Here is a 26,205-nt window from a genome sequence, read left to right as displayed (position 1 = left end):
CTACTTAAACGCGTCCACCCCTTTAGCTATCCTGTTGCGTGTTTCCGCCACACCTAATGTAGCCACGATATCAAATACTGGAGGTCCAAATTTACCACCGGTCAGCATGATACGGAAAGGCAGTTGCACATCTCCCATTTTCAGGTTCTTTTCTGCAGCCAGTGCTTTGAAGGCCGCTTCCAAATCCGCTGCAGTAGCAGTAGCTAAGGATTCCAACTGTGAAGACCAGGCTGTGAAGAACGCTTCTTTATCTGCATTCCACTTTGGTTTCACTGCTGCTTCATCATAACTTTCAGGGCCCTGGAAGAAGAAGAAACCGTGATCCCATATTTCATTTACAAAGTAGCAACGTTCTTTTACCAGTCCTGCTACAGTAGCTACATAAGCAGGATCAACGCTGAGGCCTTTTTCTGCCAGGATAGGCAGGAAGAGAGTAGCGAGGGTTTCATTGTCTTTGTGATGAATATACTGGTGGTTAAACCACTTGGCTTTTTCGTAATCGAATTTGGCGCCTGCTTTATGAACACGGTCCATAGAGAACTTTTGAATCAGTTCTTCCAGGGAGAATATTTCCTGTTCGGTACCATCGTTCCAGCCCAGCATGGCCAGCATGTTGATAAAGGCTTCCGGCAGGAATCCTCTTTCGCGGAAACCTTTGGTGAGGTCACCGGATGCAGGATCTGTCCAGTTCATGGCATATACGGGGAAGCCTAAACGATCTCCATCGCGTTTGCTGAGTTTACCATTACCGTCTGGTTTCAGGATCAGTGGCAGATGCGCCCATTGTGGCATATCTGCTTCCCAACCCAGGTATTTCCAGAGCAGCAGGTGAACAGGCGCTGATGGCAACCACTCTTCTCCGCGGAAGGCGTGAGTGATTTTCATCAGATAATCGTCTACTACCACAGCGAGGTGGTAGGTAGGCATTCCATCTGCTTTCAGCAATACTTTATCATCTACCTGTGAGGTATGGAAGGTCACTTCACCGCGTACCATATCGGTAAAAGTGATTTCTTCATTCGCAGGCATATTAATACGGATCACGTGCGGGGTATTCTTTGTCAGCAGCTCCTGCACCTCTGCATCGGGGAGGGTGAGAGAGTTACGCATTTTTGCCCTTATCACGTGGTTGTATTGTGGAGAAGGATTTTCCGGAGTTTTCAGCGTTTGACGCATATTTTCCAGTTCCTCCGGGGTATCAAATGCATAGTAAGCGTGACCGGCTGCTACCAGCTGCTCAGCATACTGGCGGTATAACGGTTTACGCTCGCTCTGGCGATAAGGACCATACGGACCGCCTACAGCAGGGCTTTCATCCGGCTTAAGGCCGCACCAGCTTAAACATTCGCTGATGTATTCTTCCGCGCCGGCTACAAAGCGGGTTTGGTCGGTATCTTCAATACGCAGCACAAAATCGCCTTTGTGCTGTTTGGCAAATAAATAATTGAACAATACAGTGCGTACACCTCCAAGATGTAGGCCACCAGTAGGACTGGGCGCAAAACGCACTCTTACTTTTTTGTGTTCCATAGGCGGCAAAGATAAGGATTTAGTGTTTAGCTATCAGTACGGAATGTCCGGAGATGAATGGAAGATTAAAATTTTTTAATGCAATTATGTGCGATCGCATATGACGTATATTGCGGTATCAAGGTATATTGCATTATCAAGCATCGTATACGCTATGTTCTATCTTACTAAAACTCCCGGCATCCTGAAAGCCTTGTATAGCAGCTGCGTCTGGAATATGTCGCCTGCAGGCAATAAGGTATACCTCACTTTTGATGATGGGCCTCATCCCAAAGCCACCCCTTTTGTATTGGAACAATTGGCCAAATATGATGCGAAGGCTACTTTTTTCTGTATTGGTAAAAATGTACTGGAATATCCGGTTATTTATCAACAGATCCTGGAAGCGGGCCATACTACTGGCAATMACACCCACAATCATCTCAACGGATGGAAAACCGGTACTGAAAAATATATAGAGAATGTACTCGAAGCGTCCCAATATATTGCGTCTCCGTTGTTCCGGCCTCCTTACGGCAGGATCACACCTTTCCAGATCCGGCAGATAAAGAACAAGCTGCCAGGGGCTAAAATTATTATGTGGGACCTGTTGAGCGGAGACTTTGATACCGACCTGAATGGAGAAGCCTGTGTGCAGAATGTGGTATTCAAATTACAGCCGGGGTCCATTGTGGTATTTCACGATAGCACTAAAGCCTGGGACCGGCTGGAATACGCGCTGCCACGTGTGTTGGAGTACTGCAAAAAGCAAAAATACGAGCTGGCGGCCATCGTATAAAAGCAGAGGGGCCGATACGGTTGGTATCGGCCCCTGTGCTTTTATATAAAATGATTACAGTTGAATTTCTTTGGCTTTATCACCTACCGTAATGGTCGCTTTACTATCGCATAATCCATCTCCATAGTTAATTACACCGGTAACATTATTGAAGTCTACCTTCAGTTTACCCTTAGAAATCCACTGGCACTTCCATGCTTTGATCAGCGATTCCACTGTGGTAAAGGTAGCGGTAGCACCAGTAACCGGGCCTTGAACGTAGCTAATGGTAGCAGTACCGTCAATACTGAATACATCATTAGACGGGTCTGTAAAAGGTACCTGAAGGTCAAATCCGTCAATTTGTTTCACCGTTTTCTTGCTGGTATAGTTCACCACTGTAGAGTCATTCAACGTTACTTTACCTCTGGTTAATTCAGTGGTATACTGAATACCGGTGGCAGGGCTATAGCTGGCATTACTGATAACCAAACGGCCTTCTACTGCTTTACCATTAACTTTATAGTTAGAAGTCTCAATAACGATAGTAGACCCTGGCCTGAAGAGCAGGCCGTTGAAAATTACGTTCAGTTTACCACTGCGGTAGGCACCGTAACTATTAAGACAGGATTCTCCAAAATCGATCACTACCCGTTTAGGCCAGGTGGTACCTGTACCATCCAGCAAGTCGGCCGATGGACAGGAAGGGACGGGGACATCTGCCATGGAAGTACCAGGAGTAGCCTGACGCCCGTTCATCCCCTGAGTAATACCTATGGTGACTGCTGTTTCAAACAAATCACCGTACATGGCGCTTGCCGCTGCCTCATGTTGTACCACACCAATAGTCTTGTTGTCGGATTCGTTGTTGGGAGCGGTGTCAGTGGTTACTTCTTTCTTGCATGCAAAAAAAATAGTGGCTACGGCCACACCGGTGATGGTCCACGCCAGCACACGATTTGTACTGAAATAGCTTTTCATAGTTTAGGTTTTATTAGCAATTAGGTTTTTCGGTCTTTACCTTTGCAGTATAAAGATATCCTTTAAATATTAAAGAAATTACAAATTCAATAAATAAATTATTATGCACTGGATAGACACCCATACCCACCTGTATTCAGAAGAATTTGAGGCCGACAGGGAAGATATGGTAGCGCGTGCTATTGCCGCCGGGGTAACCCAGCTCTTTTTACCCAATATAGATGAAGACTCCATAGCAGGCATGCTGGCGCTGGAAGCCCGGCATCCGGATAATATTTATGCCATGATGGGGATACATCCCTGTTATGTAAAAGAAGACGTTGACACCCAGCTGAATCTGGTGAAAGCCTGGTTGCAGCAACGCAGCTTCAAAGCGATCGGGGAAATAGGGCTGGATTTTTACTGGGATAAATCCCTGTTAACGCAGCAATATCAGGCCTTCCAGGAGCAATTATTGCTGGCGCGGGAATACCAGTTACCGGTATCCATCCATAGCAGGGAAGCCACACGGGAATGTATCAACGAAGTTAAAGCATTACAGGATGGCCGTTTGAGTGGCGTATTCCACTGCTTTTCCGGCACATTGGAAGAAGCAAAGGAAATCATTGATCTGGGTTTTTACCTGGGCATCGGGGGAGTAGTTACCTTTAAGAAATCCGGTTTGGACAAGCTGTTGGAAGAAATAGACCTGGCGCACATCGTGCTGGAAACGGATGCCCCCTACCTGGCGCCGGTACCTTACCGGGGTAAACGCAATGAAAGCGCCTATCTTCCGCTGGCCGGAGAAAGGGTGGCAGATATAAAAAATCTAAAAATAGCAGACGTAGCAGATATAACAAGCAGCAATGCCCGGAAATTATTCAAAACGCTCTAACTGTTTAGGCAATACCTTTGCAGGCAATGGCTAATAGCACAATGAGTAAAATATTGATTATTTACACGGGCGGTACTGTGGGTATGATCTATGATGATAAGACCAAAGCACTGCGCCCAATCGGATTTAACGAGATACGGAATAATTTACCGGAACTATACCGGATGGGGATCGATTTCTATGTGTATGCATTTAATCCACCCATAGATTCATCAGATATGCAGCCGGAGATATGGGTAGAACTGGCCAGTATCATTGAAGATCGCTACGATCGATACGATGGATTTGTTATTTTGCATGGTTCCGATACCATGGCTTTTACCGCTTCCGCACTCAGCTTCATGCTGGAGAATTTGTCGAAACCAGTGATCTTAACCGGTTCCCAGTTGCCCATCGGCAAAATACGTACGGACGCCAAAGAGAACATTATTACGGCCATGGAAATAGCCTGCAGCAGGCATAATGGCACCAGTGTATCCATGGTACCAGAGGTATGCATTTACTTCGACTTCTCTCTGTTCAGAGGTAATCGTTCTAAAAAGTACAATGCGGAAAAATTCGAGGCTTTCTATACCATGAACTATCCGCAGCTGGCGGAAGCAGGCATTGATATTAAATTCAAACACCAGTTCATTTTGCCGCCACCAGTGAAACCACTGAAGGTGCATAAAGAACTGGAAACAAATATTACGGTGCTGAAGTTGTTCCCAGGCATCACCAGAAGAGCCGTGGAAGCCACTTTGAGCGTATCCGGCCTGAAAGGAGTGATCATGGAAACCTTTGGTAGCGGTAACACCAGCACACAACCCTGGTTTATTGAAAGCATTAAAAAAGTAATTGACAACGGCGCCGTAGTGGTTGACATTACCCAATGTGACGGAGGTTCCGTAGAACTGGGGAAATATGAAACCAGTCAGCAACTCATGGAGATGGGTGTTGTAAGTGGCCATGACATGACCTTTGAAGCAGCAGTTACCAAACTGATGTTTGTATTGGGTCAGGGATTATCACCGGCAGAAACGAAGACGATGATAGAAGCTTCTTTGCGTGGCGAGTTAACACCTATTGAAGTTTACTAACCTTATTACAGCGTTATACAAGCGGGAAGCACTTTAGTTGTGCTTCCCGCTTTTTTTTATCTTGAATATTTAAGGTAAATTTAGTGATCACCAATTTCACATTCCCCGATTTCTATTCACCACAAAATTTGTCTTTCTATGGCGGTCTCATTATCACAGAAATTTATTGCAGAGTTTTTTGGCACTTTTGTTTTAGTATTTATGGGTTGTGGCAGCGCAGTGTTAGCCGGCACACATGTGGGATTCCTGGGTATTGCTTTTGCATTTGGTTTATCAGTAGTTGTGATGGCTTATGCCGTAGGTCATATTTCCGGTTGCCATCTTAATCCGGCCATTACCATTTCTCTGGCGGCTACCGGTAAAATATCGGGTAAAGATGCGGGTGCATACATTGTAGCCCAAATTCTGGGCGCTATTGTGGCTTCTGCATTGCTTTACTTCATAGCCCAGGGCAAGGCCKACTATTCCCTTGCCGCCAATGGATTGGGCGCAAATGGGGTAGAGCAAGGATCTCCAGACCATTACTCACTGATGAGTGGCCTGGTAGCCGAAATTATTTTAACCACCATCTTCCTCGTAGTAGTGCATGGAGCTACCAGCAAAAACAATGGTAATACAGCTTTTGCAGGATTAGCCATTGGTTTGTGCCTGACAATGATCCACATTGTAGGTATTCCGGTAACCGGCGTTTCTGTAAACCCTGCCCGTAGTATCGGACCTGCTATTTTTGTAGGTGGTCAGGCACTCAGCAACCTTTGGGTATTTATTGTAGGACCTATTGTAGGCGGGCTTCTTGGAGCAGGAATCTGGAAATTATATGATAGTAAATAAAAAGTTTTGAAATATAAACTAAAGGATTATCTTTGCAACCCTGAATTGGAAAACAACCGTTCCATTTAGTTCAGAAAAGATAATCACGGAGAAGTGCAGGAGTGGTTGAACTGGCACGCCTGGAAAGTGTGTATAGGTGAAAGCCTATCAAGGGTTCGAATCCCTTCTTCTCCGCAAGCTTTAAAGCTCTGGTAACGCAAGTTATCAGGGCTTTTTTGTTTTAGTCTGCTACGCCATATTTCATTAAAATCTTGTTCCTTTATTTTTTTCTCATTTTAAAAATATTACCTTTACTGCCGTTTGAAATATTTTATATACTGTTTGTTAATTGTTCACGCTTATTTTATAAGGCCATATTCATTATATCCCGGATACAATCATTATTTATAATTACACAAATTTATCTATGAAAAGAAAACTCTTAGCGGGCCTATTACTGTGCCTGGCCTTTGCCTGTACCAAGCAAAATGAACCAGATGAACCTGTGAAAAATCAGAAAAAAAGTGTGTTGAAAATCAACGTGGATGACTTCATTAAAAAAACAAAGCCTTTCCCTGCTGTATCAGGTCGCGCATCTTCTGCCTCCACTGCCAGAGACAGCTCATTAGCAGGTATTTCAGACATCTACTATTGCTTATATGCTAACTCCTACACCGTTGTTAGCTATAGGCATCAAACATCTCTCGACTCCGATTTTGGTACCATATCAGATAGTATCCTACCTGGTACTTATACGATCGCGCTTGCCGCAAGTGCGGCTCCGGTAACTTTCGGCGGCGAACACAGACTCCTGGTTATTCCGTCCATCGATAATGTTCCCAGTGGCCCTTTTCCTGATATTTTCTATAAGAATCAGTCTGTCACAGTGGCTGGAGATACCACCAATATTGAAATGCCAACGTTGTCTAGAATCATGGCCCGGATTAACGTAAATATTCTTGATTTGACACCTACAGATTCGGTAACCGTATATCTGCCGGCCCAACCCGCAGTGATTGACCTGTGGGCAGGAGTTGGTCTGGACGATTGGCCTGGTTATGCTATTTATGGTAGCGTCGCGCTTTCCAACGAGTCGCTGGGCAACTATAGTACACTTCTTGCTGTTTCCTATGATCATTACCTTCCTTTAGTTATTCGTTATAAAGACAGGGTCACCCAACAATGGAAAAACAAAACTATCTCCGTAGATGTATACCGGAATACGCAAACTGTTGTTACAGGTAAACTGTATGACCCAATAAGCGGTCCAAAAAGCGTTGGGACTAATTTCAGTATCAGCATAAATAAAGACTGGAGTAGTACTCCGAAAGTGATCAACCTTTAAACCTGGCAGCTAAACATTTTTATTACTCGCTTTAAAGCGTCGATAACATAATTTATCGACGCTTTAAAGTCGTTTCCACTTCTTACTACCTCCAAATTTTACACCATCTTACTTCCTATATCCTCTCAAATATTTCTATCTTTATAAAATAATATCATCCTTATACCAAAAACATTTTAATGAAACGCGTTTACCTAATCCTGTGCTTAGCAGTTCTTGGCATTTCCGCCATGGCCCAAGCCCCTTCTATTCAATGGGGCGACGATTTTAAAATGCGCAAAGGCAGTACCGATCTGAAAGTAATATCTGCAGATAATACCGGCGCCTATCTTCAGGAAGGCCATGTCGCCATGAAAAGCTACTTTGTAGTAGGCGTCAGCTATAGGGAAGCGGCCACCCTTGTAAAAGTAGATAAGAATTTAGCAGAAGTTTACCGCAACGATTTCAACAAAGAGTTGAAAGGAAAAGAATTTGAACAAATGTTTGCATTCCAGGATAAGTTATTCCTCTTTGCATCTGATTATAGCAAACGCGAAAAAACGCTCACCCTTTATGCGGCTGCAATTGATAAAAGTACCGGTGAGCTGTCCGGCGACTGGAAACAGACCAGCGTTTTTCAACTAAATGAAAAAAGTGATGATGTTAACTTCAAGATTGACTACAATGTGGATAGTTCCAAAATCCTGATTGTAAGTAGCCTGGAAGGAAGTGAAAAAAACGAATACAAAATCCAGGAACTAGATAAAAACCTGAAGGCTGCTGCTAAGCCACTTATACTAAAGAATGAATTTGAGCGCAAGAAATATGAGCTGGAAGACCTGCTATATACCAGCGATCGCAATGTCGTACTGGTAGGGCGTATGTACGAATACGAAGAAGGGAAAAAGAAAAAAGATAAATTTCTTGACTTTACCAATTACAATATTCGTATTTACAACGATAAAGGAACACAAAAGGCCGAAATTAATACCAACATTGATGGGAAATGGCTCATGAATACCAAATTACTACAGGAAAAGAATAAAGACTTCGTTCTGACTGCTTTTTACAGCAATTCAAGAAAAGGCAAAACGATTGACGGTTTACTTGTTCAAAGAATCAATGCGGCCGATGGAACTGTTATCTCTACCAGTGATAAGAAAATCAATAGCTCACTGTTGACTAGCGATCAGGGGGATGATGACGATGACAGAGAAGAAACCAAAGAAGAAAGAAAAAAGAGAGAAGAACTGGCGAAAATGCAAGACGATGCTGAAGGTTTTTCAAAATATATGCAATTCCGAAAAATCTTTTATACAGCAGACAATGGTCTGATTATTCTTGCTGAGCAATTCAGGCATTATGAAGTTACCTCCTCGTCTTATTCTCCCGGTACGCCGGGTGTACGTGGCAGTTACACATCTTACTCTACCTCCGTCTACGTCTCCGGAGATCTGATGATCTGTAAAATAGATGGCAACGGCCAGATTGGATGGCTACAAATAGTTCCAAAAAAACAACGGGAAGAAATAGTAGTAGGCTACGGCAGTTCAACGATTACCTCTCCCATAGCAGTCCGCATGATACCTTACTTTGCTGAACAGGGAAGACCTTATTATTCGGGTTTTGGCGCCATTCAATCCCATGGAAATATCCAGGTGCTTTTCAATGATAACCGTAAAAACATCACTGTTACCCAGGCTGGGCAGAAAGCAAAATCAGCTTACCGCTTCTCCAAATCTGACTGCTTCGTTTTAAACATTGATGAAGTTTCCGGAAAAGTTAGCAGAAAAGTATTTTTCACCAATACAGACATTCCGATCTCCATGCCTCGTTTAGGAGCCATTGTTGGGAATAATATGTACATGGTTGGCAGAACCGACCGAACTTGGGCCAAAACAAGAGTTGCTGTAGGGATTATTAATATAAAGTAGGATATCTAAATAAAAAAAATCCCTGGTAACGAATGTTGCCTGGGATTTTTCTATTTAGATAAGTAATCAATCTAACCACCTCTGCTCTACGTACATATCAGCATAGCACCATGTATCAAAACCATATCTCCCCATGAAAAAAATTTTCGCATTGCTGATGCTTATTACCGGCTTCACCAGCTGCATGAAGGAGGATCAACAAATCAGCCCCAATAAAATCATCATCATCTACGAGGTAGAATCCAATACAGACATTCCTTTTACAGAAATAAAATATGGTAGTGGAGCTGCCGGCGCCAATAATAACTGGAGTGTTTCCGGCATAGGCACTTTTCAAAAAACCGACACACTCCAAAAGGGGATAGGTGTATTTATGGAAGCCCGTCACCCCAGTAATAACAAATGGAAAATCAGGATCAAAACAACCGATGAATCCTTACTCATTGAAGGACCGGTGAAGTTCTCCGGCGGTACGCCCGGTTACTACTATTCAACAATAGGCGCCACTGTTAATTAGTGCTATACATCGACTGCTGCGCTGCTGTAGTCAGATAAGGATAAAACATGCTGGCAAAAACACCACTGTAATGCGCAATCGCTTTACTTCCCCTTAACTTACCCGTTAATTCATTGTTAGAAAGCCAGAAATCTCCCATAATAAATATCTGTGTCACCAACGCCTGTAGCACAGGTGCAGGGATATCTGATTTAAAGACCCCATCTGCCTTAAACTTATCAAAAATGGCCAGAAATTCCTTTTCCCTTCTTTGTGTTAAGGCATGATAATCCTTTCTGATTGCCGGAATACGCATACTTATTTCCACAAAATGTAAAAAGATAAAGCGATACCTATACGTCAATTCCAGCGACCTGCCCACAAAACCTTTTACCGTATCCATATCGATATCCGATGCAGCGCCTATCGATACCATGATGGCATCAAAATCTACCGCCAACCGGTTATACAATGTCAGAATGATTTCATCCGTATGCTTAAAATGATAATGCAAATTTCCGGCGCTGATCCCCATTTCTGCGGCAATATGCCGACTGGTGATGGCATGTACGCCCTGCTCATTGTACAAGTCCAGCGCCGTTTTCAGGATGCGTTCTTTCGTTTCCATATTCAAATTTAGAACAAATGTTCTAAATCTGGAAATAATTAGTACATTTGTTCTAAATCCAAAGAAATGAATAACGAAACAACTGATCCAATAGCTGATCAAATGTCTTTGTTTCAGCGGCTGAGAAGTACCATGTTTCCCATCAAACCAACGGACGGGGTACCGGTAAAAATATTAAAGGAAAGCGGATTCTACTTATTCGCGGTCATGATTGCGCTGGTTACACTCACCCTTGGCGGAGCCATTATGTTTGTTTTGTAGCATGAAAAAGTTATTTGATCCACTATTCATCACCTACTGCCTGCTATGGATAGTGATTCACGGCTTCAGGCAGCTACAATGCCCCATCCCGGTATTGAATGGCTACCTGACTGATTTTATAGCCGTACCAGCTATGGCACATATAACCATCACGATTACACGCCTGTACATTGTTAAAAACAACGCCTATACTTATCCGTTATCTTACCTGCTTTTTATCGCCGCCTATACGGCTATTATTTTTGAATGGATATTACCGCTCTATTCACCGAAGTATACCAGCGATGTGTGGGATGTTGTGGCCTATTTTGGGGGGAGTTTATTCTATTACTATGTTCATGGCCACCGCGTGGTTAAAAGCGTTCGGTAGCTTAAAAAAAACAGCCTGACCTGGATTCCTTTTGAAAACAGATCAGACAGTGGCTTGTATTTACTTACTTTACAATAATCCTGGTAGCACTGGCTTTACTGCTGTAATACGCTTTGCCTATTTCCCGGATCGCATTGATGCTTTGTTCCTGCAAACTATATTCCCGCTGTACCTTCTTCTCTACTTTAGCTTCCAGCTGCTTAATCAGCACTGTTACTTCTTTATTACACGCAGCATCTGGTGCAATCTGATCCAATGTATTCATGGCCAGTTCAAAATCATTATTGGCAATAGCCGCTTTTGCCCGTGCAATGTTTTTACTGCAAAGCAGCGCCTGTGCTTCCTTGTAAATAGCCAGCGATTTTGTTTGCGCAGTAGCATAACAACCGCCTACGTTTGACGGAATAGACTGCAGCAAACTCAACGACTGCTCATAGTCGTGCTTTGCAGCTAATGCAGTAGCCTGCTGAATGATTTTATTACAATTGGCGGTGAAATACTGAATGATTTTAGTTTTGGCAGTAGTAATAAACAGCTTATAGCTCTCATCTGCCGGCTTGATCTGGCTGATGGCATTGGCAATGGCCAATGCTTTATTATTGCCGCTTCCTTTCAGTTTTTTCGACAAGGTATTATATACAATATTGCCGGCATACTGCTTCACCGCCAACGACAACTCTACCGTGGTAACGGTCATGTTTTGCAGTCCACCTTCTACTACACCGGTTTCTTCTTCCAACAGTACAGGATATACCGCAAAATCATTGGTATATCCCATCATGGCTTCGCCGGAGTTATTAATGATCTGCGTCATTTTATTCGACAGCTTCTGCAACAGTTCAGGAGTGAGGCCATTCGTTGCTTCGGGCAGCACTACACCGAGTGTAAAATCAGTTTGTTGTGCGGTGGCCATCTTTACTATTCCCAAAAAAGAAAACAGTACCAGCACAAGGGCTTTAAAAGAATATTGTTTCATTTTTCTAGTTGATAGTGATATAAATGGTATTCCCTTTTACATCCCTGGACGCTGAAAGTCCTAACGACTTCAGGTAAGAGATCAGCTGCAAAGAAAATTTGCTGGCGGTAAACCGGTTATTATTGGGATCTTTCAATGGTATCCGGGCATCATCAAAAATCATTTTAAGGCTGGTGGTGCCCTGTATATGATAGTTGCCATTCACGGTATGCTCAGACATCCATAGCTCGAGCGCATCAGACAATACTTCATTATTCACTTTAGCGGCCATGTTAGTAGCGGCATTTTCAGCGAAAGAGAAATTCACCAATACCGACTGCCCATTTTTTGCGATATCGGCTAATTTCAGCAGCATGGCTTCTGCAAAACCCTCCATACATTTCTCTGCGGCTTTGTTGGTCAGCTTTCCCAGGTCGGCCGTAAAAAATTTTCCGGAACTGCCTACTTTGCTGGCCAGTGAATTGCCGGTAGCCGATTCATAAGAAGTAAGAATGACGTTTACGCCTGATCCCTGGTTATCTTGCTGCGCATCTACTTCTGCCACAATAAAAATATCACAGGCGGCAAATTCAATTATTTTGGACTTGATGTCTGTCTGGTTATCGGAAGTAAATACCTGGTTGTCGCGCGCTGCTTTCAGCTTGCCTACAAAATCTACAGTGGTAAAGCCTTTGGCGTCTAACCCTTCCTTTACTTTCGCGATGGCAATGCGTCTGTTTACATCACTATCCAGCACAGTTCTGATGTCCTCCCCATCTTTGGTAAAAGGGATCACCATAATTTTTTGCTGTGTTTGTATAGATTGTGCAAAGCCTGTAGCGGCCGTAAGTGTCAGTGCGATGGTGGTTATAAATTGGCGCATTATATTCCGTTTATCAGTTCACATTTAACTTTTGCACCCGCTTCAATTTTCTTTGCAATATCAGCGCCGCCTTCTTTTACCGTACAAACAGAAAATGATTCATCTTCTACTTTATTTACTACTACTTTACCAATCGCTTTCTTTCTGGTCATCTTTTTACCATCCACTACCAGGGCTACTTCTTCATATACTTTAAACTCATTGTTCTCTTTTACGCCGGTAGATGATCCGCCAGCAATCAGCAATTTAACGGCTTCCCCTGCAGGTGATTTTTCTTCGATAGAAGCAATAGACACTACTACTTTGAAGTTATCTTTTACAAACTTTTCAATCTGCGGACGAATACCTTTCAAGGCATCATCAAAGGCGCTCTTTCCTTTAGCAGAATTACTAAAGCTACTGGAGGCAATGATTTCACCGGTACTTACATCTACTACGCGGATGCTGAAAGAAATTTCAGCAATATAACTGGTGGTGGTACCTACGTAAGGCAGGTTTGTTTGTTTTTTGTCCACACCCGCTTTAGCCACATTCCCTAATACTACATATTGCGCTCCCAGCGACTTAGATTGTTCAATCACTGAACCATCGATGAAGTCTTCACTTTTCTGCAGATTCTTTTCTGAATTCAGCTGATCCATTTTTTCCCTTTCTACCAGGGAAAACCTTTTCGAATTCAGGAATCCTTCTGCTACTGCATCCTGCAGGGCAACGCGATTACCTTTATCGGCATCTCTATCATAGTAATCACGGCTACTACCACTATTGCTAGCGCTTTTAAATGGAACAATACCTACCAGGGCTTTTTCCTGTGCTACAGCCAGGGTGGTAATAAATAAGGTGGAAAGGGCGAGGACAAATTGCTTTTTCATTTTTTTATTTAATGTTTATAGGCGCCATCACAGCAGCCAGTTTTAAGAAGGACTAATTAATGACCACCAACAAACTTATCATGCAGGACAAACTTCACCATCACGGGGAAAACAAGTGGCAGTATGCCTCCTGGCGCAAGTGTATAAGGGATACTATTGGGCATTTACATTCTTCCGAAGCATTTTTATATGCTGTTAATCAGGTATAGGATTGGCTACGCTATTGTCAATTTTTCAAGCCGGATAAAAAACTATTTGTTACTGTCTGATTGCTTTTAATATACCCGCATAGGAATATATCGTATAAGCCTATACGAAGATAAAATATTATTTAATTTTGTTATAAATATTTTTAGGTAGATAAATACCTCGACAAGTATGCGGTACGCTACGATATTCGTATCATTTACGCTTGCTGTAAGGTCATGAAAAGAATAGGAAACTGCTTTCMCATCCCATCGGTGGCGGATCGGCCGGTAATGCTAAAACCCATGTGTTTATAAAAACCTACCGCTTGGGTATTCTGTTCATTTACGTCTACGGCATTAACGTTCTCCTGTTCAATTACATATTTAATTAAATCCCGGCCAATGCCTTTTCCTCTGGCAGCAGGATCTAAAAATAACATTTCCACTTTCTGTTCGGCCACTCCTATAAAGCCTAATATTTTAGCTGTTTCATCTTTTACACAAAACAGGGTTACTGCCTGCAGATATTCCTGCATAATAAGTGGTTTGTAGAATTGAATATCTGCTTCCGTTAAAAAATCGTGGGTAGCTCGCACAGAGGCTTCCCATACGGCCACTACTTCAGGGTAATCTGTAGTTTCTACTGCTGACACAGTATATCTCATAAGCGCAAAATTTCAGTTGTCAAATGTAATACATTATCCGTATTACTACTTAGTTCTAAAATTCAGCACTACACCTCATTTCTCAGCCTTTCCGGCAAAATACCTTTGTCAGGTTAAAACATGCCTGTATGAAAAAGATAAAACCCGACATATGGCAATTATGCCTGCTGCTCTTACTGCCATTAAGTGCCTGTGGTAAAAAGCCCGCTGACAAGCCAGGCCCGGATATTCCGGAAAATGAGGACGAACCAGGGGTGGCCACGACTTTAGGTGTGGCGAAAGGCACGCCTAAAGGTGCATTTATGCCAGGTACCAGTGATTTTAATACCCTCCCCAGTATCACCGGAAGATTTGCCGTACGAATACTATAAGCAACTTTCAGCTACAGAAGCGCTTACTTCTGTAGCTATTTTTTTTCGGAATCATTTATCTTAGCCATCATGTATTTTATCAGAATAGCCTGTATCCTCGTACTTATAATACTATCACCTCCCGCACTACGGGCGCAAACCGTTGCTGCCGACACACTGCTGGTGCATAAATGGCTCATCAGCATTAGGGAAAAATTAGATAACAACGACCTGGATTCCGCCGACTGGTATATTAAAAAAACCAGGGAAAAATTAAATACCATTGTCCCTGCACAAAAGCAGCAATACCTGGAACATTACGGCATGTACCTTTACTCGCGCTTACAATATCAGGAATCTTTAAACACTTATGAACAGGCGCTTGTCATCAGTCTCCAGCTAAAGGACAATACCTCCACTGCTCATATCTACAATAACATCGCTATTCAACACCGCTGCTTAGGTCAATTACAACCCGCTGCTGAAATCATGATCAAGGCCCTGAAAATACTGGGCAACCTAAAGGACTCGGCCGGGCTACGCAGATCTTACAATAACCTCTCTTCTATTTTCCTCGACCTCCACGATAAAAAAAACAGTCTTTATTATGCTGAGTTAAGCTATGGCATCGCTGTTAAACTAAGAGACTCCCTGCAACTGGCCAAAAGCATTGTAAACCTGGCCAATGCAGAAGTATTATATGAACGATATGATACCGCCACCCAACATCTGCTGCAGGTAGCGGCCATATCCGGCAAACTAAAAAACAATTCACTACTACTATATGCCTACGTTAACCTGGGCGATATCTGCAACCGCACCGCCAATTATCAGGGTGGCTTGAACTACTATAAAAAAGCAGCGGCCCTCCTGCAATCAGATCCCGATCCAGATTTTGAAATATATACTAACTACGGCCTGGCTAACTCGTATAATAACCTCGGTGATCCACGTACCGCCAAAAGGTATTATGACCTGTCCATCGCCAGCGCCCAGAAACTGATGCCTAAAAATGACCTGAAAGAAGTGTATATGCTGGGCTCCTCCATCCATGAGAAGCTCCACCATCCCGAAGAAGCACTGGCACTCTGGAAAAAATACAGTCAGCTGAACGATTCTATCATCAATGGCAGCACCCAAAAAATAATACTCGAAACCGAAATCAAATACCAAACCTCGCTGAAAGAAAAAGCCCTGGTAGAACAACAACTCCAGATCAGCAATAACAAAGTACAACTGCAAAAGAAAGATAGATTCATTTTGCTCGCATCCATTATAATTATAGCGTTGATCAGCGTATGCCTCATCATTTATCTCATCTACCGAAATAAAAACAAACTCATAGCACTCAACCTGCTGAAAGCACAAATCCATCCACATTTCCTCTTCAATACCCTCAATAACCTGTATGCGCTAAGTCTCCGGAAATCAGATAAATCTTCCGGCGTAGTCCTGGAGCTATCACATATTCTCCGATACATCCTCTATGAATGCAATACGCCTACAGTGAACCTGGAAAAGGAAATACAAATGATTCAACGCTACATTTCTCTGGAAAAAATACGGTACCAGAATCAACTGGAAATAAACATGGATATTGATGGGGACCTTTCCGCATTCAATGTAGCACCACTTCTCATACTCCCACTGGTGGAAAATTCCTTCAAACATGGCATCAGCAAACTGATGGAAGATGGATGGATCAATATCTCCGCCAAAGCCAAAAACGATGAATTCACCTTTAAAATATCTAATAACAAACTACCGGATGACAACAGTAAAGCGCCGTCCTCCGCGTTCGGAAATATCGGGCTGCTGAATATCCGGAAAAGGCTGCACTTCCTGTACCCCAATCGCCACCAGTTGAAAATCATTAGCGAAGACGAAGTTTTTATGGTAGTGATGAAAATCAAGCTATAACAAACCACCAAATCTGCTGTTAATCGATAAAACAATACGGTATATCTTCAGTAACTTATACGAGCCTCCGAAGGGCTTATCTTTGTAACTGTAGTCTGTCGCACATGAATAAAAGAGTTTTCATACATATAACTTTCTGGCTTCTTGTAGTTACGGTTCTTACCATCTTCTATGGTACGGGATTACCTAACTATGGTATTGGCTTTAACATTATCATGATGCTATTGCCGGTGCATATTGGGTATTTCTATACGGTAACCTATGGGGTGATTCCCCGGTTTCTTTACCGGAGAAAATATGTAAAACTGCTGCTGTCGGTACTCGGCTGTACTTTATTCTTTGCCGCAATTTACCGCGTGATTGAAATACGCTTTGCCGACCCTTATCTCTATAACATCCTGGTAAAGGAAAATCCGGCCTTCAAATGGAAAAAATTAAACGGCACTTTCTGGCAGCAATTCATCAATCCTATTTATATCGTTAATGCCCTGGAACAAAGCAATTTTGTATTCCTCGTAGCGATATCGCTCAAGTTCATAAAGATGTGGATCGAAAAAAGGCAGCTAACAGTACAGGCAGAGTTAAGCGCGCTGAAAAGTCAGATACATCCACATTTCCTGTTCAATACCCTCAACAACCTATATGCACTCACGTTACAGCAGTCGCCCCAATCGCCCGCTATTGTACTGGGACTATCCGACATACTCCGCTACATGCTCTACGAATGCAATACCGACAACGTTTTGCTAAAGCGTGATATTGAAATAATGCAGCACTATGTTGCTTTGGAAAAGTTGCGCTATGAAGACCGGCTGGACCTGAACTTCAGCATCACAGGCGATATCAGCATGCAAAGGATTCCACCGTTGTTGATGCTCCCCCTGATAGAAAATGCGTTCAAACATGGTACCAGCGAAACCATTGATGAAGTATGGATTAACATAGACTTATTCCTGAAAAAGAATAAGCTGAAATTTAAGATCTCCAATAGTAAGCCGCCCGAAGAAGCAGGTAAATTAAAAAAGTCAGGCGGACAAATCGGATTGAATAATGTAAAAAAACGGCTGGAACTACTTTTTCCATCTGCTCATCAACTGCAGGTATTTAATACGGAAGATATGTTTGTCGTGATTCTTGATATAAACTTAAAACAAAACCTGGTACCCCATGAAGATAAAAACCTTAATCGTGGATGACGAACCACATGCGATTGAGATCATTGAAAAGTATGTAGAAAATTTTCCGGAAATAGACCTGGTATCCAAATGCAACAATGCTATCCAGGCTTTCCAGATACTGCAGCAACATAAAATTGACCTTATTTTCCTGGATATCAAAATGCCGGGATTATTGGGTACTGACTTTATCCGGAGCCTGAAAAATCCACCTAAAATTATTTTCACCACCGCTTACCAGGATTATGCATTGGAAGGGTTTGATCTCAATGCAGTAGATTACCTGCTGAAGCCGATTCCTTTTGATCGCTTTCTTAAAGCCATCGATAAAGTTTTTGCATTGTATAAAGTAAGTAGTCAGAAAATCAGCATTGCGGAACGTCCGGCAGAACAAGCCAGTGATGTATTTCTATACCTGAGAGTAGAAAGGAAGATGGTAAAAGTGAATGTGAATGATATTTACTGGATAGAAAGTCTGAAGGATTATATCAAAGTAGTGCTCAAAGACAAGGTACTCATCTCCAAACAAAAAATCAGTTTATTGGAAGAATTATTACCGGAAGAAAAATTCATGCGTATACACCGGTCGTTCATAGTAGCTACACACAAAATAGAAAGCTACCATGCCTATTCTGTGGAGGTATTAGGCATTGAGCTTCCTATTGGTAGAAATTATAAAACAGAATGCCACAAGCGGCTAAAGGGGAATTGATTAAACACAATATTTTCCGAGCAACGCTTTATCCACGCCTTTTCTGCAGCCAATACCAGCGAGGATATTAAACACGGGACTCAATAGTTTAAAGATACCCGGCAAATACATCCCGCTCATGTTGGAAATAACGGCCATACTGATCAAATCATGGGGTAGTCCTTTATCATTGGTGAGACGATCACCTGCGAGGCCATAAAGAATGCGCAACGAATTCTCAAAACCAACGGAGCCTGGTTCAATAATAGTTTTGAAGGTTACATTTTGATCAGTGGCATTAAAAAAACGGTGTACTTCTCTTTTCTGTACGGTGTAACTCATGCCACCTGTCAGGTGTTTCACCTGTTTACGTCCCAACTGAATACTTAGTATGCCATCCAGCACAATAAACTGTTCGGTGAAGTCCTTGTGAAAATGCAGTGGGGTACCGCCTCCGGGGCTKAGTACCACTTCTATTTCTGTAATGCGGCCATTTGACTGCCGGCTGGTTTGAATAAAGGTTACCTGGTCTTTAATGAGCGGGTTGGTAATAGTTTCTTTCATAACATTGATATCAAACAGTTAAAAAATTCCGGCGCCCAAAAGAGCGCCGGTGTCTCATCTGTCAAAAGGTATACTTCACGCCAACTCCACCGTATTCTGCGGTGAAGCCACTATCAAAATAACCGCTGTTGAACTGGAATGCCGGTTGCCAGTCGGCACTAACAGCCAGCGGTATGGTTTTAAATTTATATTCTGCACCCATTACACCTGACAAACCGAAATAAGTAGCGGAGGATTTTCCATAATATCCTTCCAAAACGTCTGAATACACCTTCTTCAGTTTGAAATGTCCTACCATAGGGCCAGCGCCGGCATACCAACGCAGCCCTTCTACGGGAATATCGCCGTGGTACTCATACAGGAGTGTGAGGTTGATATCACTGCCTACGCCATGATACCCCCTGAATTTCAAAATAGCTTCTCCCGCATGGTGGTCCCTGAAAAAATGTTTTCCGGTTACCGCGAATCCCCACATGGCTTTGAGGCCTACGGCGGTGGAATACAATGCTTTCGTATTCACCACCTTTGCCGGCTTTGCGGGTGCAGCCGCTGGTTTACTTTCCGCTGCGGAGGTAGTAGTCGTGGTGGTGGAAGTAGCAGGTGCTGCACTCGCTACTTCCTTTTTCTCCGCTACAGGTGTGGCAGTGGTGGTTGTAGCCGTTTTCTTCTTTGGGGCAGTAGCAGGCTTTGATGTTGTTGTTTTCATTGCCTTCCTGGGCACTGGTTTACCAGTTGACGTTCTTAGTTGTGCCATAGTTGCCAACGAACAGAACAGGGATAATCCGCAAATTGATAAAATTGTTTTCATGTTTACTTGTACTTGCTTTTTTTAAAATGTGGGGTTATTAAATTTTCGATGATAATCAAATAGAAAAAAATGTGGTAGCAGGAGCACATACAGCAAACGTATCACCAATAGTGTAGGGCGTTCCAACCGGAATACATTCCGGTATTTCATCAATAAAAAAATGGCATTCGGTAATTTGGGAACACCGCTTTTATTGGTAGCGCCTACATTGGCCAGCCAGGTGATGGTACGTAGAAAATTTTCTGTATTCAGGGAAGGGGTTACCTTCCAGCTAACCACTGTTTCCTTAAATCCGGAATTCCATATGCTATGTGGCTCTTCTCTTTTAATATGTATGATAGCTCCTTGCCGGTAAATTTTCACTTCTCCATTCAGCCGAACGGTCAATTCCCCGGCCAGTACCTGAAAGTGTTCTTCCTGGTACGGATGATAGTGAACAGGGGGTTCTTCGGAGAACGGCATGTACCGGGTCTCCATTTCCAGCAGTCCTTTTGTATCTGTACCTGCAGGTAAAAATTTTACGATCTGCCCTGTTGCCTTATTCGTAATCTGATAATTATCAGAAATAAAAACTTCATTCATTTTCCGGAGGGAATTTTTAACAACGATTTTTTTAGTGCCCGATGTAACAGACAACAATATTGCAGGATAAAAAAATGCGGCGCAAACATCAGGGATACAAGGACTTCCAATGATTCCGAACGGGTCAAAATCGTGGGCTAACAGCATTCATGATACAATACCTGCTGAATAGGGTTACAAATGTGTAGTTCATCTACAAAACAAAGATGTATATCCGCCCGGGACCTTGTGCTATAGCAAGTTTGGGCCTTATTTCGGAACATTGTACCGTCAATTTGTTCACCCCAAAAAAGCGGAACAAATTCTCTTTGTTCTGATACTAAAAACAACCTGAAAATGAAAACAACTTTTTTATGTTTAGCGATATTAACGCTGACATCCTGCTCCAAGCCGGCGAAGAACTCCGGCGATGACCCCGGTGGTAAAGAGACCATCACCTGGGGGCCTCAGCCTGCATTACCGGTAGTACATGGTGAAGTAACCTTTAACCTTTCGGCAACAGATGATCATGTAAATGTAATGGGCAACACCATACAGAGAATGCCTGTTTTCCCTACGATAAAAGCGCAGCCGAAGAAATTACGAGGCTTTGTGGCAGACATGAACGGGAAGCCGCTTAAAGGGGCTTATATTGGCATAAGAGCTACTATTGATGGAGGACTCTACTCCGGTGCTTCTGCAGAAACCGACGAGAAAGGCTATTACGAAATTTCTTTACCGGCCGGCGCTATTCATTTCTACGCTGCGGGCTACAATATTAACTACGGCAATACAGTGACAACCATTGGACTATATGCCGCTGATGGCAAAGCAGATGACTTTGCTTATCAGAACGGCGCAGTGGAAAACTTTGTGTTATTGGCTTATGGCGTTGCCAGTGCCCAACAGGCGCAGCAGATGCCAAGAGACGAAGCTAATTACTTTGGTGGTGCGTTATACGTGAGCTATTCCGTGATCGACCCTTCTGATATCCTTCATGGTCCTGATGAGTTACCGGGCAACGCAGAAATTGCGATCACGCTTGTTCCCGATGGCGCCACTTTGTATGGAGACGACAGAACCTTTAAAATCAATAAAAAAGTAAAAGCAGGGAAAGCCAATTTCTCTATTACCAATATTCCTGTTGGCAGCTATAAGATCACGGCGAAACTGAAAGATGGAACCGAATTGCGCTTAAAGGCTACAGGGCCCAATGCGAATCTGTTTCCGTCATTAGGGTTACAGCCCAGGGAGGCGGTGAGTACAGCCAAAGTATTGTTTACGCCACTGTTTCATTCGCAGCCATCCACTGTATTACCACATACCGGCAACTGGAGAAATGTGGAAATCAAACTTGAAATGTTATACTGGTGAAAAAGCTGTTCCTCCTCTGTTGCTTTCTCCCTATGATGGCCTGCCGAAAAAAACAGGACACCCACTTAGAAGAGCCGGCGTTGCGTATTTGGGCAGATACCGGTATCATAAATGGGTTAACTGTTTTCAGAGCCATAGGCCAGGAAGGAGCAGCGCATGGACTTTTCAATATACAATTGGCGATTCCTGCAGGTGCGTTGCTGCAAACAACAGGCATTGGAGTAGCCTCCATTACCAATACCTTGCCTGGCAGCCCAGGCAAGGCATTCAGGATCAAACCGGCTAACATTACTTTCCGGCAACCTATCATGATCGTGTATACTTACAGCAAAACGGAAAAACGTGATGGTCCGCTTTACCTCGCTTACCAGGATGATAAAGGATATTGGACCATTATGAATAATACCAATATGGATACCACCATGCACACCTTAACGGTAACCACTACACGAACAAGCGACTGGACTATTTATTCGAAACCATAACCGATATACAAACCTACGACTAAACACAACTAAATACGGCAGTTTGCATCTCAGCAGCTGCCGTTATTTATTGAGGCCGGGTGAGTAAATAACATCGAAAACCTGCCATCGATTCACCATCCGCTTCTAATCGCTGGCGCAGTGCTTCATCCTCCATAAAATGATGCCGCTCCAATAACTTTACAGATCGTTCATTCCCGTCAACAGGCAGCGCGGTAATGCGGGTGAGTTTCATCACCTCAAATCCAAATTGGATCACAGCCGGCAATACTTCCGTCATAATGCCCTGACCGAAAAATTCGGACTTCAATTCATACCCTACTTCTGCTTCATCCAGTTCGGGTATCAGGTTCCAAAAACAAATAGTTCCGATTAGTTTCCCACTGCTATTTTCCGTGATCACCCAATACATGGATTTATAGGAACGGGTATATCCCTGGATTTTTTCCAGGAACTGCTCCGCAGCAGCTACAGTCGGTGTGGGAGGCCTGTCCAGGTATTTGTTTACCTCCGGATCGGAGCGTAGACGCTGCAGTTCCGGAGCATCAGACAATAAAGGTGGCCTTAACAAAAACCGGGAAGTAGTTAATTCGGAATGTGGGTTAAAATCAAATGTCAACATAAATTAAAAATAGCAATTTTTCGCAGATAAAAAATACGGTAGAGCACTATATTTACAATCACAAAATTTAATTCTTTGCTTATGGAAAAGTTATTAAAAGAAGTTAGAATCCTGAAAATCTATGCCCTTACGTTAACCGTCATTTTTGCCTTATTTCTGTTCATGTCTTTCAGACCGGATATCACCCGCCAGAAGTTCCAGGAAATTGATGTAGAGCGCATCAATGTAGTGGAAAAAGATGGTACGCTGAGAATGGTTATTTCTAATAAAGAACGGCAACACTCCGGTATGGTGGATGGAAAAGAACAATCCAAACGTGAAAGATCTCCGGGTATGATCTTTTTCAATGGTGTGGGAGAGGAATGCGGCGGCCTCGTATATCAAGCAGACAAATCTTCCGCCGGCATGGTGTACTCTGTAGACCAATACAAAAACGACCAAATTATGCAGCTGCAATATTCTCAGAATGTTGGTAGCGATAAAAAGGAGCGTTCTTATGGATTGAAATTATGGGATCGGTCTGACGACTTCCAACTGGCTGCTCAGGTCAAATTCTTTGACTCACTGACCGCACTTAAAAACGACGCCATCCTTGAGAAAGAATCACAACGGTTATATGATGCCGGTATGCTGGGTAGAGAACGTTTATTTGTAGGTAAAACTACTACAGGCGACGTTGGCCTGTTTATCCGCGATGAAAAAGGAAAAGTAAGAATAAGACTCTACGTGGATAAAGACAATAAAACCGTGATGGAAATGCTCGATGAAAACGGGCAGCCGGTATCTCACTAAGCTACATCCGTGTTACAACAGCATAACCTGCATAGATCGCTACAACAGCGTACTATGCAGGTTATTTTTTTAAATTCATATGAAGACTATACCGGCCAGGGGTTCTGGTAAGTAGAGTTGTTCAACTTTACTTCCCTGGATGAGAGTGTTAACTGAATTTGCAGCGGCTGTTCATTGTTGGCATTAAACAGTTCTGAATAAGCCACGCAATAGGCATCTGTAAATTTCAGCTCTTTTAACCGGGACATGGAGTCACGCCGGAAAAAAGTAATGCTGCCATTTTTTGTTTGGGTATTGGAGATCATCCAGTCAAATAAACTGGTTTCCCCGGCAGACTCTATCAGTAAATCAATGGAACCTCCTTTAGGGCGGGCGGCTGGTTTTCCATTATGGTCTGTGTTCTGGGAAAATGAAAACCTGCATTCCAGCACGTTCAATTCTTCCCCATCAATGTTGAGAATGGCTTTAAAAGACATAATTAATTTGGTTAACAAGCCCGTTGCAAGGCGCAACAGACAGGCAAAAAAATATGGTATACAGAATGAAAATACACATTTCTGTTTACATCCGGAAAAATGGAGGGTTATTTTTTGGCATACCATTGCAGCGCCCAGCTGATACAGATTTCAGCGCAGCCTTAATATAACACTAAACAATTATATAAGATCAAATGCCTGGGCAAAACTAGTCAGATCATAGCTGGACTGCGCCCCGATTTTTGCTTTGATATTACGCCGGTGTGTAACGGCCGTTTTCTCAGAGATACCAGTGCTATCAGCAATTTCAGCAGCACTGGAACCCAGCGCCAGCAAACGCAGTATTTCTTTTTCCCGCCGGGTGAGCGACGCGAAAACGTGCTGGTTACGACGCAGAAAATTATTCTCCTCCAACAGCCGGTTTACCTTACTGGTGACGTGATGCAGCGGATCAACGGGGGTAGCGCAGGTAATGACATGGGTAGGCATACCATCTGCATCCCGGCAAAACACCCTGCTGGAACCCAGATGCCAGGCCCAGTCCCGCGAATTAGCCCTTCTTACCTGTTGAAAAAAGGTAACGGTCATATTAGCTTCTATTGGCGCCCCCAGCATCGCCACTACCTTTGGCACATAGTCGGCCACATCATGTGGATTAAAGAAATTATCAAAATACTGAGCGCCCATTTCCCGCAGCTCCTCCAGCGTAACACCTAATTCCCTGCAGCCTCTGGGCGACATATACTCCACATAATTCTTCAATACATTCATTACTATTACTACCACCGGCAGCTCTGTATCGATAGCTTTCAACGCCGTCAGCTTATCATCCAGCCCGGATTCAACATTTTTAAATGCAGCATGCTCCATCATGTACCTGATATAAATCGTGTGTAGGAATTTCTCTAAGATGTTGGTTGATTACTGTGCTCCTGTAACAAATGTAGTAAAAATAAGAAAGGGTCCCTCATGAAAAAGAGACCCTTTTTTGGGGATAGAAAAATAGTTAGCCCGATTAATTCAGGTGGATGACTTTATAATAAGGTTAAGTGAGATCAATTGTTAAAGCAAAGGTATATTAAAGTTCAGGCCCGTCAAATACCTAATTGTGAGTATTTTTACAAAAACAAACACCGCAGCGCTGCATGAAATCCATTCCCTCTCATTTACCCGAAACCCTTTCCCACATTGCTCCTATGAGTGATGAAGCCATGTCTTTGTTTTTAAACAGTGCCCAACACGAAATAGTAAAAAAAGGTGACTATCTGCTCACCGAAGGGCAGCGATGCCATTCCATCTGGTTCATTGAAACCGGTGCCTGCCGCGCTTTTTACGATAGTGACGCCAAAGAAACCAATACCAGTTTTTACTTCGAAAACACTTTCTTTACCAATCTAAACAGCCTCCGGAACAAGGTTTCCTCGGATTATAATATCCAGACAATGGAAACTACCGTTTTATGGAGATGGCATAAAGAGGAACTATCACGCCTCTACGAACTATCGCCCGAAATTGTGGCTTTTGGCCAGCAGTGGCTGGAACACCTGGTCATTACACAGGAAAAACATACCAGCTGGCTGAAAAAAAACACACCAGAAGAACGGTATCAATCCATCCTCACCCATCACCCCGAACTGGTACAACGCGTATCTGTTACACACCTTAGCTCTTATTTAGGCATCTCCCGGGAAACCCTCAGCCGCATCCGCCGCCGGATACAATGAAGAATTACAAATTACAAATTACGAATTACGGAGTTGTGGGGGAGATCGGAACGGGA

At 43.1% G+C, this 26,205-nt stretch carries 30 protein-coding genes and 1 tRNA gene; 18 read left to right on the top strand and 13 right to left on the bottom strand.

Annotated elements, in window-relative coordinates:
* Nucleotides 1-1,530, bottom strand: coding sequence for a glutamate--tRNA ligase (gene gltX, locus AC1DFM_RS25350; RefSeq protein WP_477079570.1), 1,530 nt, complete (start codon nt 1,528-1,530; stop codon nt 1-3).
* 100 nt (nt 1,531-1,630) lie between these two features.
* Between gltX and AC1DFM_RS25345 the strand changes: the two genes are divergently transcribed.
* A complete protein-coding gene (locus tag AC1DFM_RS25345; RefSeq protein ID WP_477079569.1) occupies nt 1,631-2,308 on the top strand; it encodes a polysaccharide deacetylase family protein in 678 nt (225 codons plus the stop codon).
* A gap of 54 nt (nt 2,309-2,362) precedes the next feature.
* Here AC1DFM_RS25345 and AC1DFM_RS25340 read toward each other — a convergent pair whose 3' ends face one another.
* A complete protein-coding gene (locus tag AC1DFM_RS25340) occupies nt 2,363-3,268 on the bottom strand; it encodes a hypothetical protein (RefSeq protein ID WP_477079568.1) in 906 nt (301 codons plus the stop codon).
* 103 nt (nt 3,269-3,371) lie between these two features.
* On the opposite strand from AC1DFM_RS25340, the gene AC1DFM_RS25335 reads away from it, so the two are divergent.
* The 7 genes from AC1DFM_RS25335 (at nt 3,372) to AC1DFM_RS25305 (ending at nt 9,806) form a co-directional block, all read left to right on the top strand.
* Entirely contained in the window at nt 3,372-4,142 is a 771-nt protein-coding gene (locus AC1DFM_RS25335) for a TatD family hydrolase (protein WP_477079567.1), read from the top strand.
* A gap of 41 nt (nt 4,143-4,183) precedes the next feature.
* The gene (locus AC1DFM_RS25330) at nt 4,184-5,221 is read left to right on the top strand and encodes an asparaginase (protein ID WP_477079566.1); all 1,038 of its coding nucleotides are present in this window, start codon (nt 4,184-4,186) and stop codon (nt 5,219-5,221) included.
* A 138-nt stretch (nt 5,222-5,359) separates the two neighbouring features.
* Complete coding sequence (aqpZ, locus tag AC1DFM_RS25325; protein WP_477079565.1) at nt 5,360-6,052, top strand: aquaporin Z; 693 nt, start codon at nt 5,360-5,362, stop codon at nt 6,050-6,052.
* 87 nt (nt 6,053-6,139) lie between these two features.
* Nucleotides 6,140-6,226: transfer RNA gene (locus AC1DFM_RS25320), tRNA-Ser, on the top strand.
* Nucleotides 6,227-6,458: 232 nt separating this feature from the next.
* Entirely contained in the window at nt 6,459-7,376 is a 918-nt protein-coding gene (locus AC1DFM_RS25315) for a hypothetical protein (protein ID WP_477079564.1), read from the top strand.
* Nucleotides 7,377-7,555: 179 nt separating this feature from the next.
* Complete coding sequence (locus AC1DFM_RS25310) at nt 7,556-9,289, top strand: hypothetical protein (protein ID WP_477079563.1); 1,734 nt, start codon at nt 7,556-7,558, stop codon at nt 9,287-9,289.
* A gap of 133 nt (nt 9,290-9,422) precedes the next feature.
* Nucleotides 9,423-9,806, top strand: coding sequence for a hypothetical protein (locus tag AC1DFM_RS25305; protein WP_477079562.1), 384 nt, complete (start codon nt 9,423-9,425; stop codon nt 9,804-9,806).
* Here AC1DFM_RS25305 and AC1DFM_RS25300 read toward each other — a convergent pair.
* Nucleotides 9,799-10,413 (bottom strand): TetR/AcrR family transcriptional regulator, encoded by a 615-nt coding sequence (locus tag AC1DFM_RS25300; RefSeq protein WP_477079561.1) that lies wholly within the window; start codon nt 10,411-10,413, stop codon nt 9,799-9,801. The genes AC1DFM_RS25305 and AC1DFM_RS25300 overlap by 8 nt on opposite strands.
* A gap of 66 nt (nt 10,414-10,479) precedes the next feature.
* Here AC1DFM_RS25300 and AC1DFM_RS25295 point away from each other — a divergent pair, with 66 nt between their 5' ends.
* Nucleotides 10,480-10,674 carry a hypothetical protein gene (locus AC1DFM_RS25295; RefSeq protein WP_477079560.1) on the top strand — a complete coding sequence of 65 codons (195 nt, stop codon included), beginning with the start codon at nt 10,480-10,482 and terminating at the stop codon, nt 10,672-10,674.
* A 1-nt stretch (nt 10,675) separates the two neighbouring features.
* Nucleotides 10,676-11,044, top strand: coding sequence for a hypothetical protein (locus AC1DFM_RS25290; protein WP_477079559.1), 369 nt, complete (start codon nt 10,676-10,678; stop codon nt 11,042-11,044).
* Nucleotides 11,045-11,108: 64 nt separating this feature from the next.
* Here the strand turns inward: AC1DFM_RS25290 and AC1DFM_RS25285 are convergent, their stop codons facing one another.
* From AC1DFM_RS25285 to AC1DFM_RS25270, 4 genes are all read right to left on the bottom strand, one after another.
* On the bottom strand, nt 11,109-12,020 hold the full coding sequence (locus AC1DFM_RS25285; RefSeq protein WP_477079558.1) for a hypothetical protein: 912 nt from the start codon (nt 12,018-12,020) through the stop codon (nt 11,109-11,111).
* A gap of 4 nt (nt 12,021-12,024) precedes the next feature.
* Nucleotides 12,025-12,882, bottom strand: a complete 858-nt coding sequence (locus AC1DFM_RS25280) for a DUF6175 family protein (protein ID WP_477079557.1) — start codon at nt 12,880-12,882, stop codon at nt 12,025-12,027.
* The gene (locus AC1DFM_RS25275; protein ID WP_477079556.1) at nt 12,882-13,754 is read right to left on the bottom strand and encodes a CsgG/HfaB family protein; all 873 of its coding nucleotides are present in this window, start codon (nt 13,752-13,754) and stop codon (nt 12,882-12,884) included. The genes AC1DFM_RS25280 and AC1DFM_RS25275 overlap by 1 nt, the downstream gene beginning before the upstream one ends.
* A 406-nt stretch (nt 13,755-14,160) precedes the next feature.
* Nucleotides 14,161-14,607: a GNAT family N-acetyltransferase gene (locus AC1DFM_RS25270; RefSeq protein WP_477079555.1), complete on the bottom strand. Its 447-nt coding sequence runs from the start codon at nt 14,605-14,607 to the stop codon at nt 14,161-14,163.
* Nucleotides 14,608-14,735: 128 nt separating this feature from the next.
* Between AC1DFM_RS25270 and AC1DFM_RS25265 the strand changes: the two genes are divergently transcribed.
* The 4 genes from AC1DFM_RS25265 (at nt 14,736) to AC1DFM_RS25250 (ending at nt 18,764) form a co-directional block, all read left to right on the top strand.
* Nucleotides 14,736-14,978 carry a hypothetical protein gene (locus AC1DFM_RS25265; RefSeq protein WP_477079554.1) on the top strand — a complete coding sequence of 81 codons (243 nt, stop codon included), beginning with the start codon at nt 14,736-14,738 and terminating at the stop codon, nt 14,976-14,978.
* Between the two features lie 69 nt (nt 14,979-15,047).
* Nucleotides 15,048-16,877 (top strand): tetratricopeptide repeat-containing sensor histidine kinase, encoded by a 1,830-nt coding sequence (locus AC1DFM_RS25260; protein WP_477079553.1) that lies wholly within the window; start codon nt 15,048-15,050, stop codon nt 16,875-16,877.
* 104 nt (nt 16,878-16,981) lie between these two features.
* The gene (locus AC1DFM_RS25255; RefSeq protein WP_477079552.1) at nt 16,982-18,073 is read left to right on the top strand and encodes a sensor histidine kinase; all 1,092 of its coding nucleotides are present in this window, start codon (nt 16,982-16,984) and stop codon (nt 18,071-18,073) included.
* Entirely contained in the window at nt 18,045-18,764 is a 720-nt protein-coding gene (locus tag AC1DFM_RS25250) for a LytR/AlgR family response regulator transcription factor (RefSeq protein WP_477079551.1), read from the top strand. Before AC1DFM_RS25255 ends, AC1DFM_RS25250 begins: the two co-directional genes overlap by 29 nt.
* On the opposite strand, the gene AC1DFM_RS25245 is transcribed toward AC1DFM_RS25250, so the two are convergent.
* The 3 genes from AC1DFM_RS25245 to AC1DFM_RS25235 form a co-directional block, all read right to left on the bottom strand.
* On the bottom strand, nt 18,765-19,307 hold the full coding sequence (locus tag AC1DFM_RS25245) for a cupin domain-containing protein (RefSeq protein WP_477079550.1): 543 nt from the start codon (nt 19,305-19,307) through the stop codon (nt 18,765-18,767).
* 61 nt (nt 19,308-19,368) lie between these two features.
* Nucleotides 19,369-20,061 carry a hypothetical protein gene (locus tag AC1DFM_RS25240; RefSeq protein WP_477079549.1) on the bottom strand — a complete coding sequence of 231 codons (693 nt, stop codon included), beginning with the start codon at nt 20,059-20,061 and terminating at the stop codon, nt 19,369-19,371.
* 75 nt (nt 20,062-20,136) lie between these two features.
* Nucleotides 20,137-20,697 carry a cupin domain-containing protein gene (locus tag AC1DFM_RS25235; protein ID WP_477079548.1) on the bottom strand — a complete coding sequence of 187 codons (561 nt, stop codon included), beginning with the start codon at nt 20,695-20,697 and terminating at the stop codon, nt 20,137-20,139.
* A gap of 336 nt (nt 20,698-21,033) precedes the next feature.
* Here AC1DFM_RS25235 and AC1DFM_RS25230 point away from each other — a divergent pair, with 336 nt between their 5' ends.
* Nucleotides 21,034-22,050 carry a carboxypeptidase-like regulatory domain-containing protein gene (locus tag AC1DFM_RS25230; protein WP_477079547.1) on the top strand — a complete coding sequence of 339 codons (1,017 nt, stop codon included), beginning with the start codon at nt 21,034-21,036 and terminating at the stop codon, nt 22,048-22,050.
* A complete protein-coding gene (locus tag AC1DFM_RS25225) occupies nt 22,047-22,535 on the top strand; it encodes a hypothetical protein (protein WP_477079546.1) in 489 nt (162 codons plus the stop codon). Before AC1DFM_RS25230 ends, AC1DFM_RS25225 begins: the two co-directional genes overlap by 4 nt.
* A gap of 67 nt (nt 22,536-22,602) precedes the next feature.
* Here the strand turns inward: AC1DFM_RS25225 and AC1DFM_RS25220 are convergent, their stop codons facing one another.
* The gene (locus tag AC1DFM_RS25220; RefSeq protein WP_477079545.1) at nt 22,603-23,157 is read right to left on the bottom strand and encodes a GNAT family N-acetyltransferase; all 555 of its coding nucleotides are present in this window, start codon (nt 23,155-23,157) and stop codon (nt 22,603-22,605) included.
* 81 nt (nt 23,158-23,238) lie between these two features.
* On the opposite strand from AC1DFM_RS25220, the gene AC1DFM_RS25215 reads away from it, so the two are divergent.
* A complete protein-coding gene (locus AC1DFM_RS25215; RefSeq protein WP_477079544.1) occupies nt 23,239-23,949 on the top strand; it encodes a hypothetical protein in 711 nt (236 codons plus the stop codon).
* 86 nt (nt 23,950-24,035) lie between these two features.
* On the opposite strand, the gene tssD is transcribed toward AC1DFM_RS25215, so the two are convergent.
* Together tssD and AC1DFM_RS25205 are read right to left on the bottom strand one after the other, a co-directional pair.
* A complete protein-coding gene (tssD, locus tag AC1DFM_RS25210; RefSeq protein WP_477079543.1) occupies nt 24,036-24,425 on the bottom strand; it encodes a type VI secretion system tube protein TssD in 390 nt (129 codons plus the stop codon).
* A 180-nt stretch (nt 24,426-24,605) separates the two neighbouring features.
* Nucleotides 24,606-25,298: a helix-turn-helix transcriptional regulator gene (locus AC1DFM_RS25205; RefSeq protein ID WP_477079542.1), complete on the bottom strand. Its 693-nt coding sequence runs from the start codon at nt 25,296-25,298 to the stop codon at nt 24,606-24,608.
* Nucleotides 25,299-25,570: 272 nt separating this feature from the next.
* On the opposite strand from AC1DFM_RS25205, the gene AC1DFM_RS25200 reads away from it, so the two are divergent.
* A complete protein-coding gene (locus AC1DFM_RS25200) occupies nt 25,571-26,149 on the top strand; it encodes a Crp/Fnr family transcriptional regulator (RefSeq protein WP_477079541.1) in 579 nt (192 codons plus the stop codon).
* The last annotated feature ends 56 nt before the right edge of the window (nt 26,150-26,205 follow it).

The organism is Chitinophaga sp. 05T412 (assembly GCF_056396465.1).
This window is presented reverse-complemented; position numbering and strand designations above follow the sequence as displayed.

Bases quoted from the DNA above. Each gene is read 5' to 3' on its own strand.
- gltX (WP_477079570.1), bottom strand. From the start codon at position 1,530: ATGGAACACAAAAAAGTAAGAGTGCGTTTTGCGCCCAGTCCTACTGGT.
- AC1DFM_RS25340 (WP_477079568.1), bottom strand. From the start codon at position 3,268: ATGAAAAGCTATTTCAGTACAAATCGTGTGCTGGCGTGGACCATCACC.
- AC1DFM_RS25335 (WP_477079567.1), top strand. From the start codon at position 3,372: ATGCACTGGATAGACACCCATACCCACCTGTATTCAGAAGAATTTGAG.
- AC1DFM_RS25330 (WP_477079566.1), top strand. From the start codon at position 4,184: ATGAGTAAAATATTGATTATTTACACGGGCGGTACTGTGGGTATGATC.
- AC1DFM_RS25315 (WP_477079564.1), top strand. From the start codon at position 6,459: ATGAAAAGAAAACTCTTAGCGGGCCTATTACTGTGCCTGGCCTTTGCC.
- AC1DFM_RS25310 (WP_477079563.1), top strand. From the start codon at position 7,556: ATGAAACGCGTTTACCTAATCCTGTGCTTAGCAGTTCTTGGCATTTCC.
- AC1DFM_RS25305 (WP_477079562.1), top strand. From the start codon at position 9,423: ATGAAAAAAATTTTCGCATTGCTGATGCTTATTACCGGCTTCACCAGC.
- AC1DFM_RS25300 (WP_477079561.1), bottom strand. From the start codon at position 10,413: ATGGAAACGAAAGAACGCATCCTGAAAACGGCGCTGGACTTGTACAAT.
- AC1DFM_RS25295 (WP_477079560.1), top strand. From the start codon at position 10,480: ATGAATAACGAAACAACTGATCCAATAGCTGATCAAATGTCTTTGTTT.
- AC1DFM_RS25290 (WP_477079559.1), top strand. From the start codon at position 10,676: ATGAAAAAGTTATTTGATCCACTATTCATCACCTACTGCCTGCTATGG.
- AC1DFM_RS25285 (WP_477079558.1), bottom strand. From the start codon at position 12,020: ATGAAACAATATTCTTTTAAAGCCCTTGTGCTGGTACTGTTTTCTTTT.
- AC1DFM_RS25280 (WP_477079557.1), bottom strand. From the start codon at position 12,882: ATGCGCCAATTTATAACCACCATCGCACTGACACTTACGGCCGCTACA.
- AC1DFM_RS25275 (WP_477079556.1), bottom strand. From the start codon at position 13,754: ATGAAAAAGCAATTTGTCCTCGCCCTTTCCACCTTATTTATTACCACC.
- AC1DFM_RS25265 (WP_477079554.1), top strand. From the start codon at position 14,736: ATGAAAAAGATAAAACCCGACATATGGCAATTATGCCTGCTGCTCTTA.
- AC1DFM_RS25260 (WP_477079553.1), top strand. From the start codon at position 15,048: ATGTATTTTATCAGAATAGCCTGTATCCTCGTACTTATAATACTATCA.
- AC1DFM_RS25255 (WP_477079552.1), top strand. From the start codon at position 16,982: ATGAATAAAAGAGTTTTCATACATATAACTTTCTGGCTTCTTGTAGTT.
- AC1DFM_RS25250 (WP_477079551.1), top strand. From the start codon at position 18,045: ATGAAGATAAAAACCTTAATCGTGGATGACGAACCACATGCGATTGAG.
- AC1DFM_RS25240 (WP_477079549.1), bottom strand. From the start codon at position 20,061: ATGGCACAACTAAGAACGTCAACTGGTAAACCAGTGCCCAGGAAGGCA.
- AC1DFM_RS25235 (WP_477079548.1), bottom strand. From the start codon at position 20,697: ATGAATGAAGTTTTTATTTCTGATAATTATCAGATTACGAATAAGGCA.
- AC1DFM_RS25230 (WP_477079547.1), top strand. From the start codon at position 21,034: ATGAAAACAACTTTTTTATGTTTAGCGATATTAACGCTGACATCCTGC.
- AC1DFM_RS25220 (WP_477079545.1), bottom strand. From the start codon at position 23,157: ATGTTGACATTTGATTTTAACCCACATTCCGAATTAACTACTTCCCGG.
- AC1DFM_RS25215 (WP_477079544.1), top strand. From the start codon at position 23,239: ATGGAAAAGTTATTAAAAGAAGTTAGAATCCTGAAAATCTATGCCCTT.
- tssD (WP_477079543.1), bottom strand. From the start codon at position 24,425: ATGTCTTTTAAAGCCATTCTCAACATTGATGGGGAAGAATTGAACGTG.
- AC1DFM_RS25205 (WP_477079542.1), bottom strand. From the start codon at position 25,298: ATGATGGAGCATGCTGCATTTAAAAATGTTGAATCCGGGCTGGATGAT.
- AC1DFM_RS25200 (WP_477079541.1), top strand. From the start codon at position 25,571: ATGAAATCCATTCCCTCTCATTTACCCGAAACCCTTTCCCACATTGCT.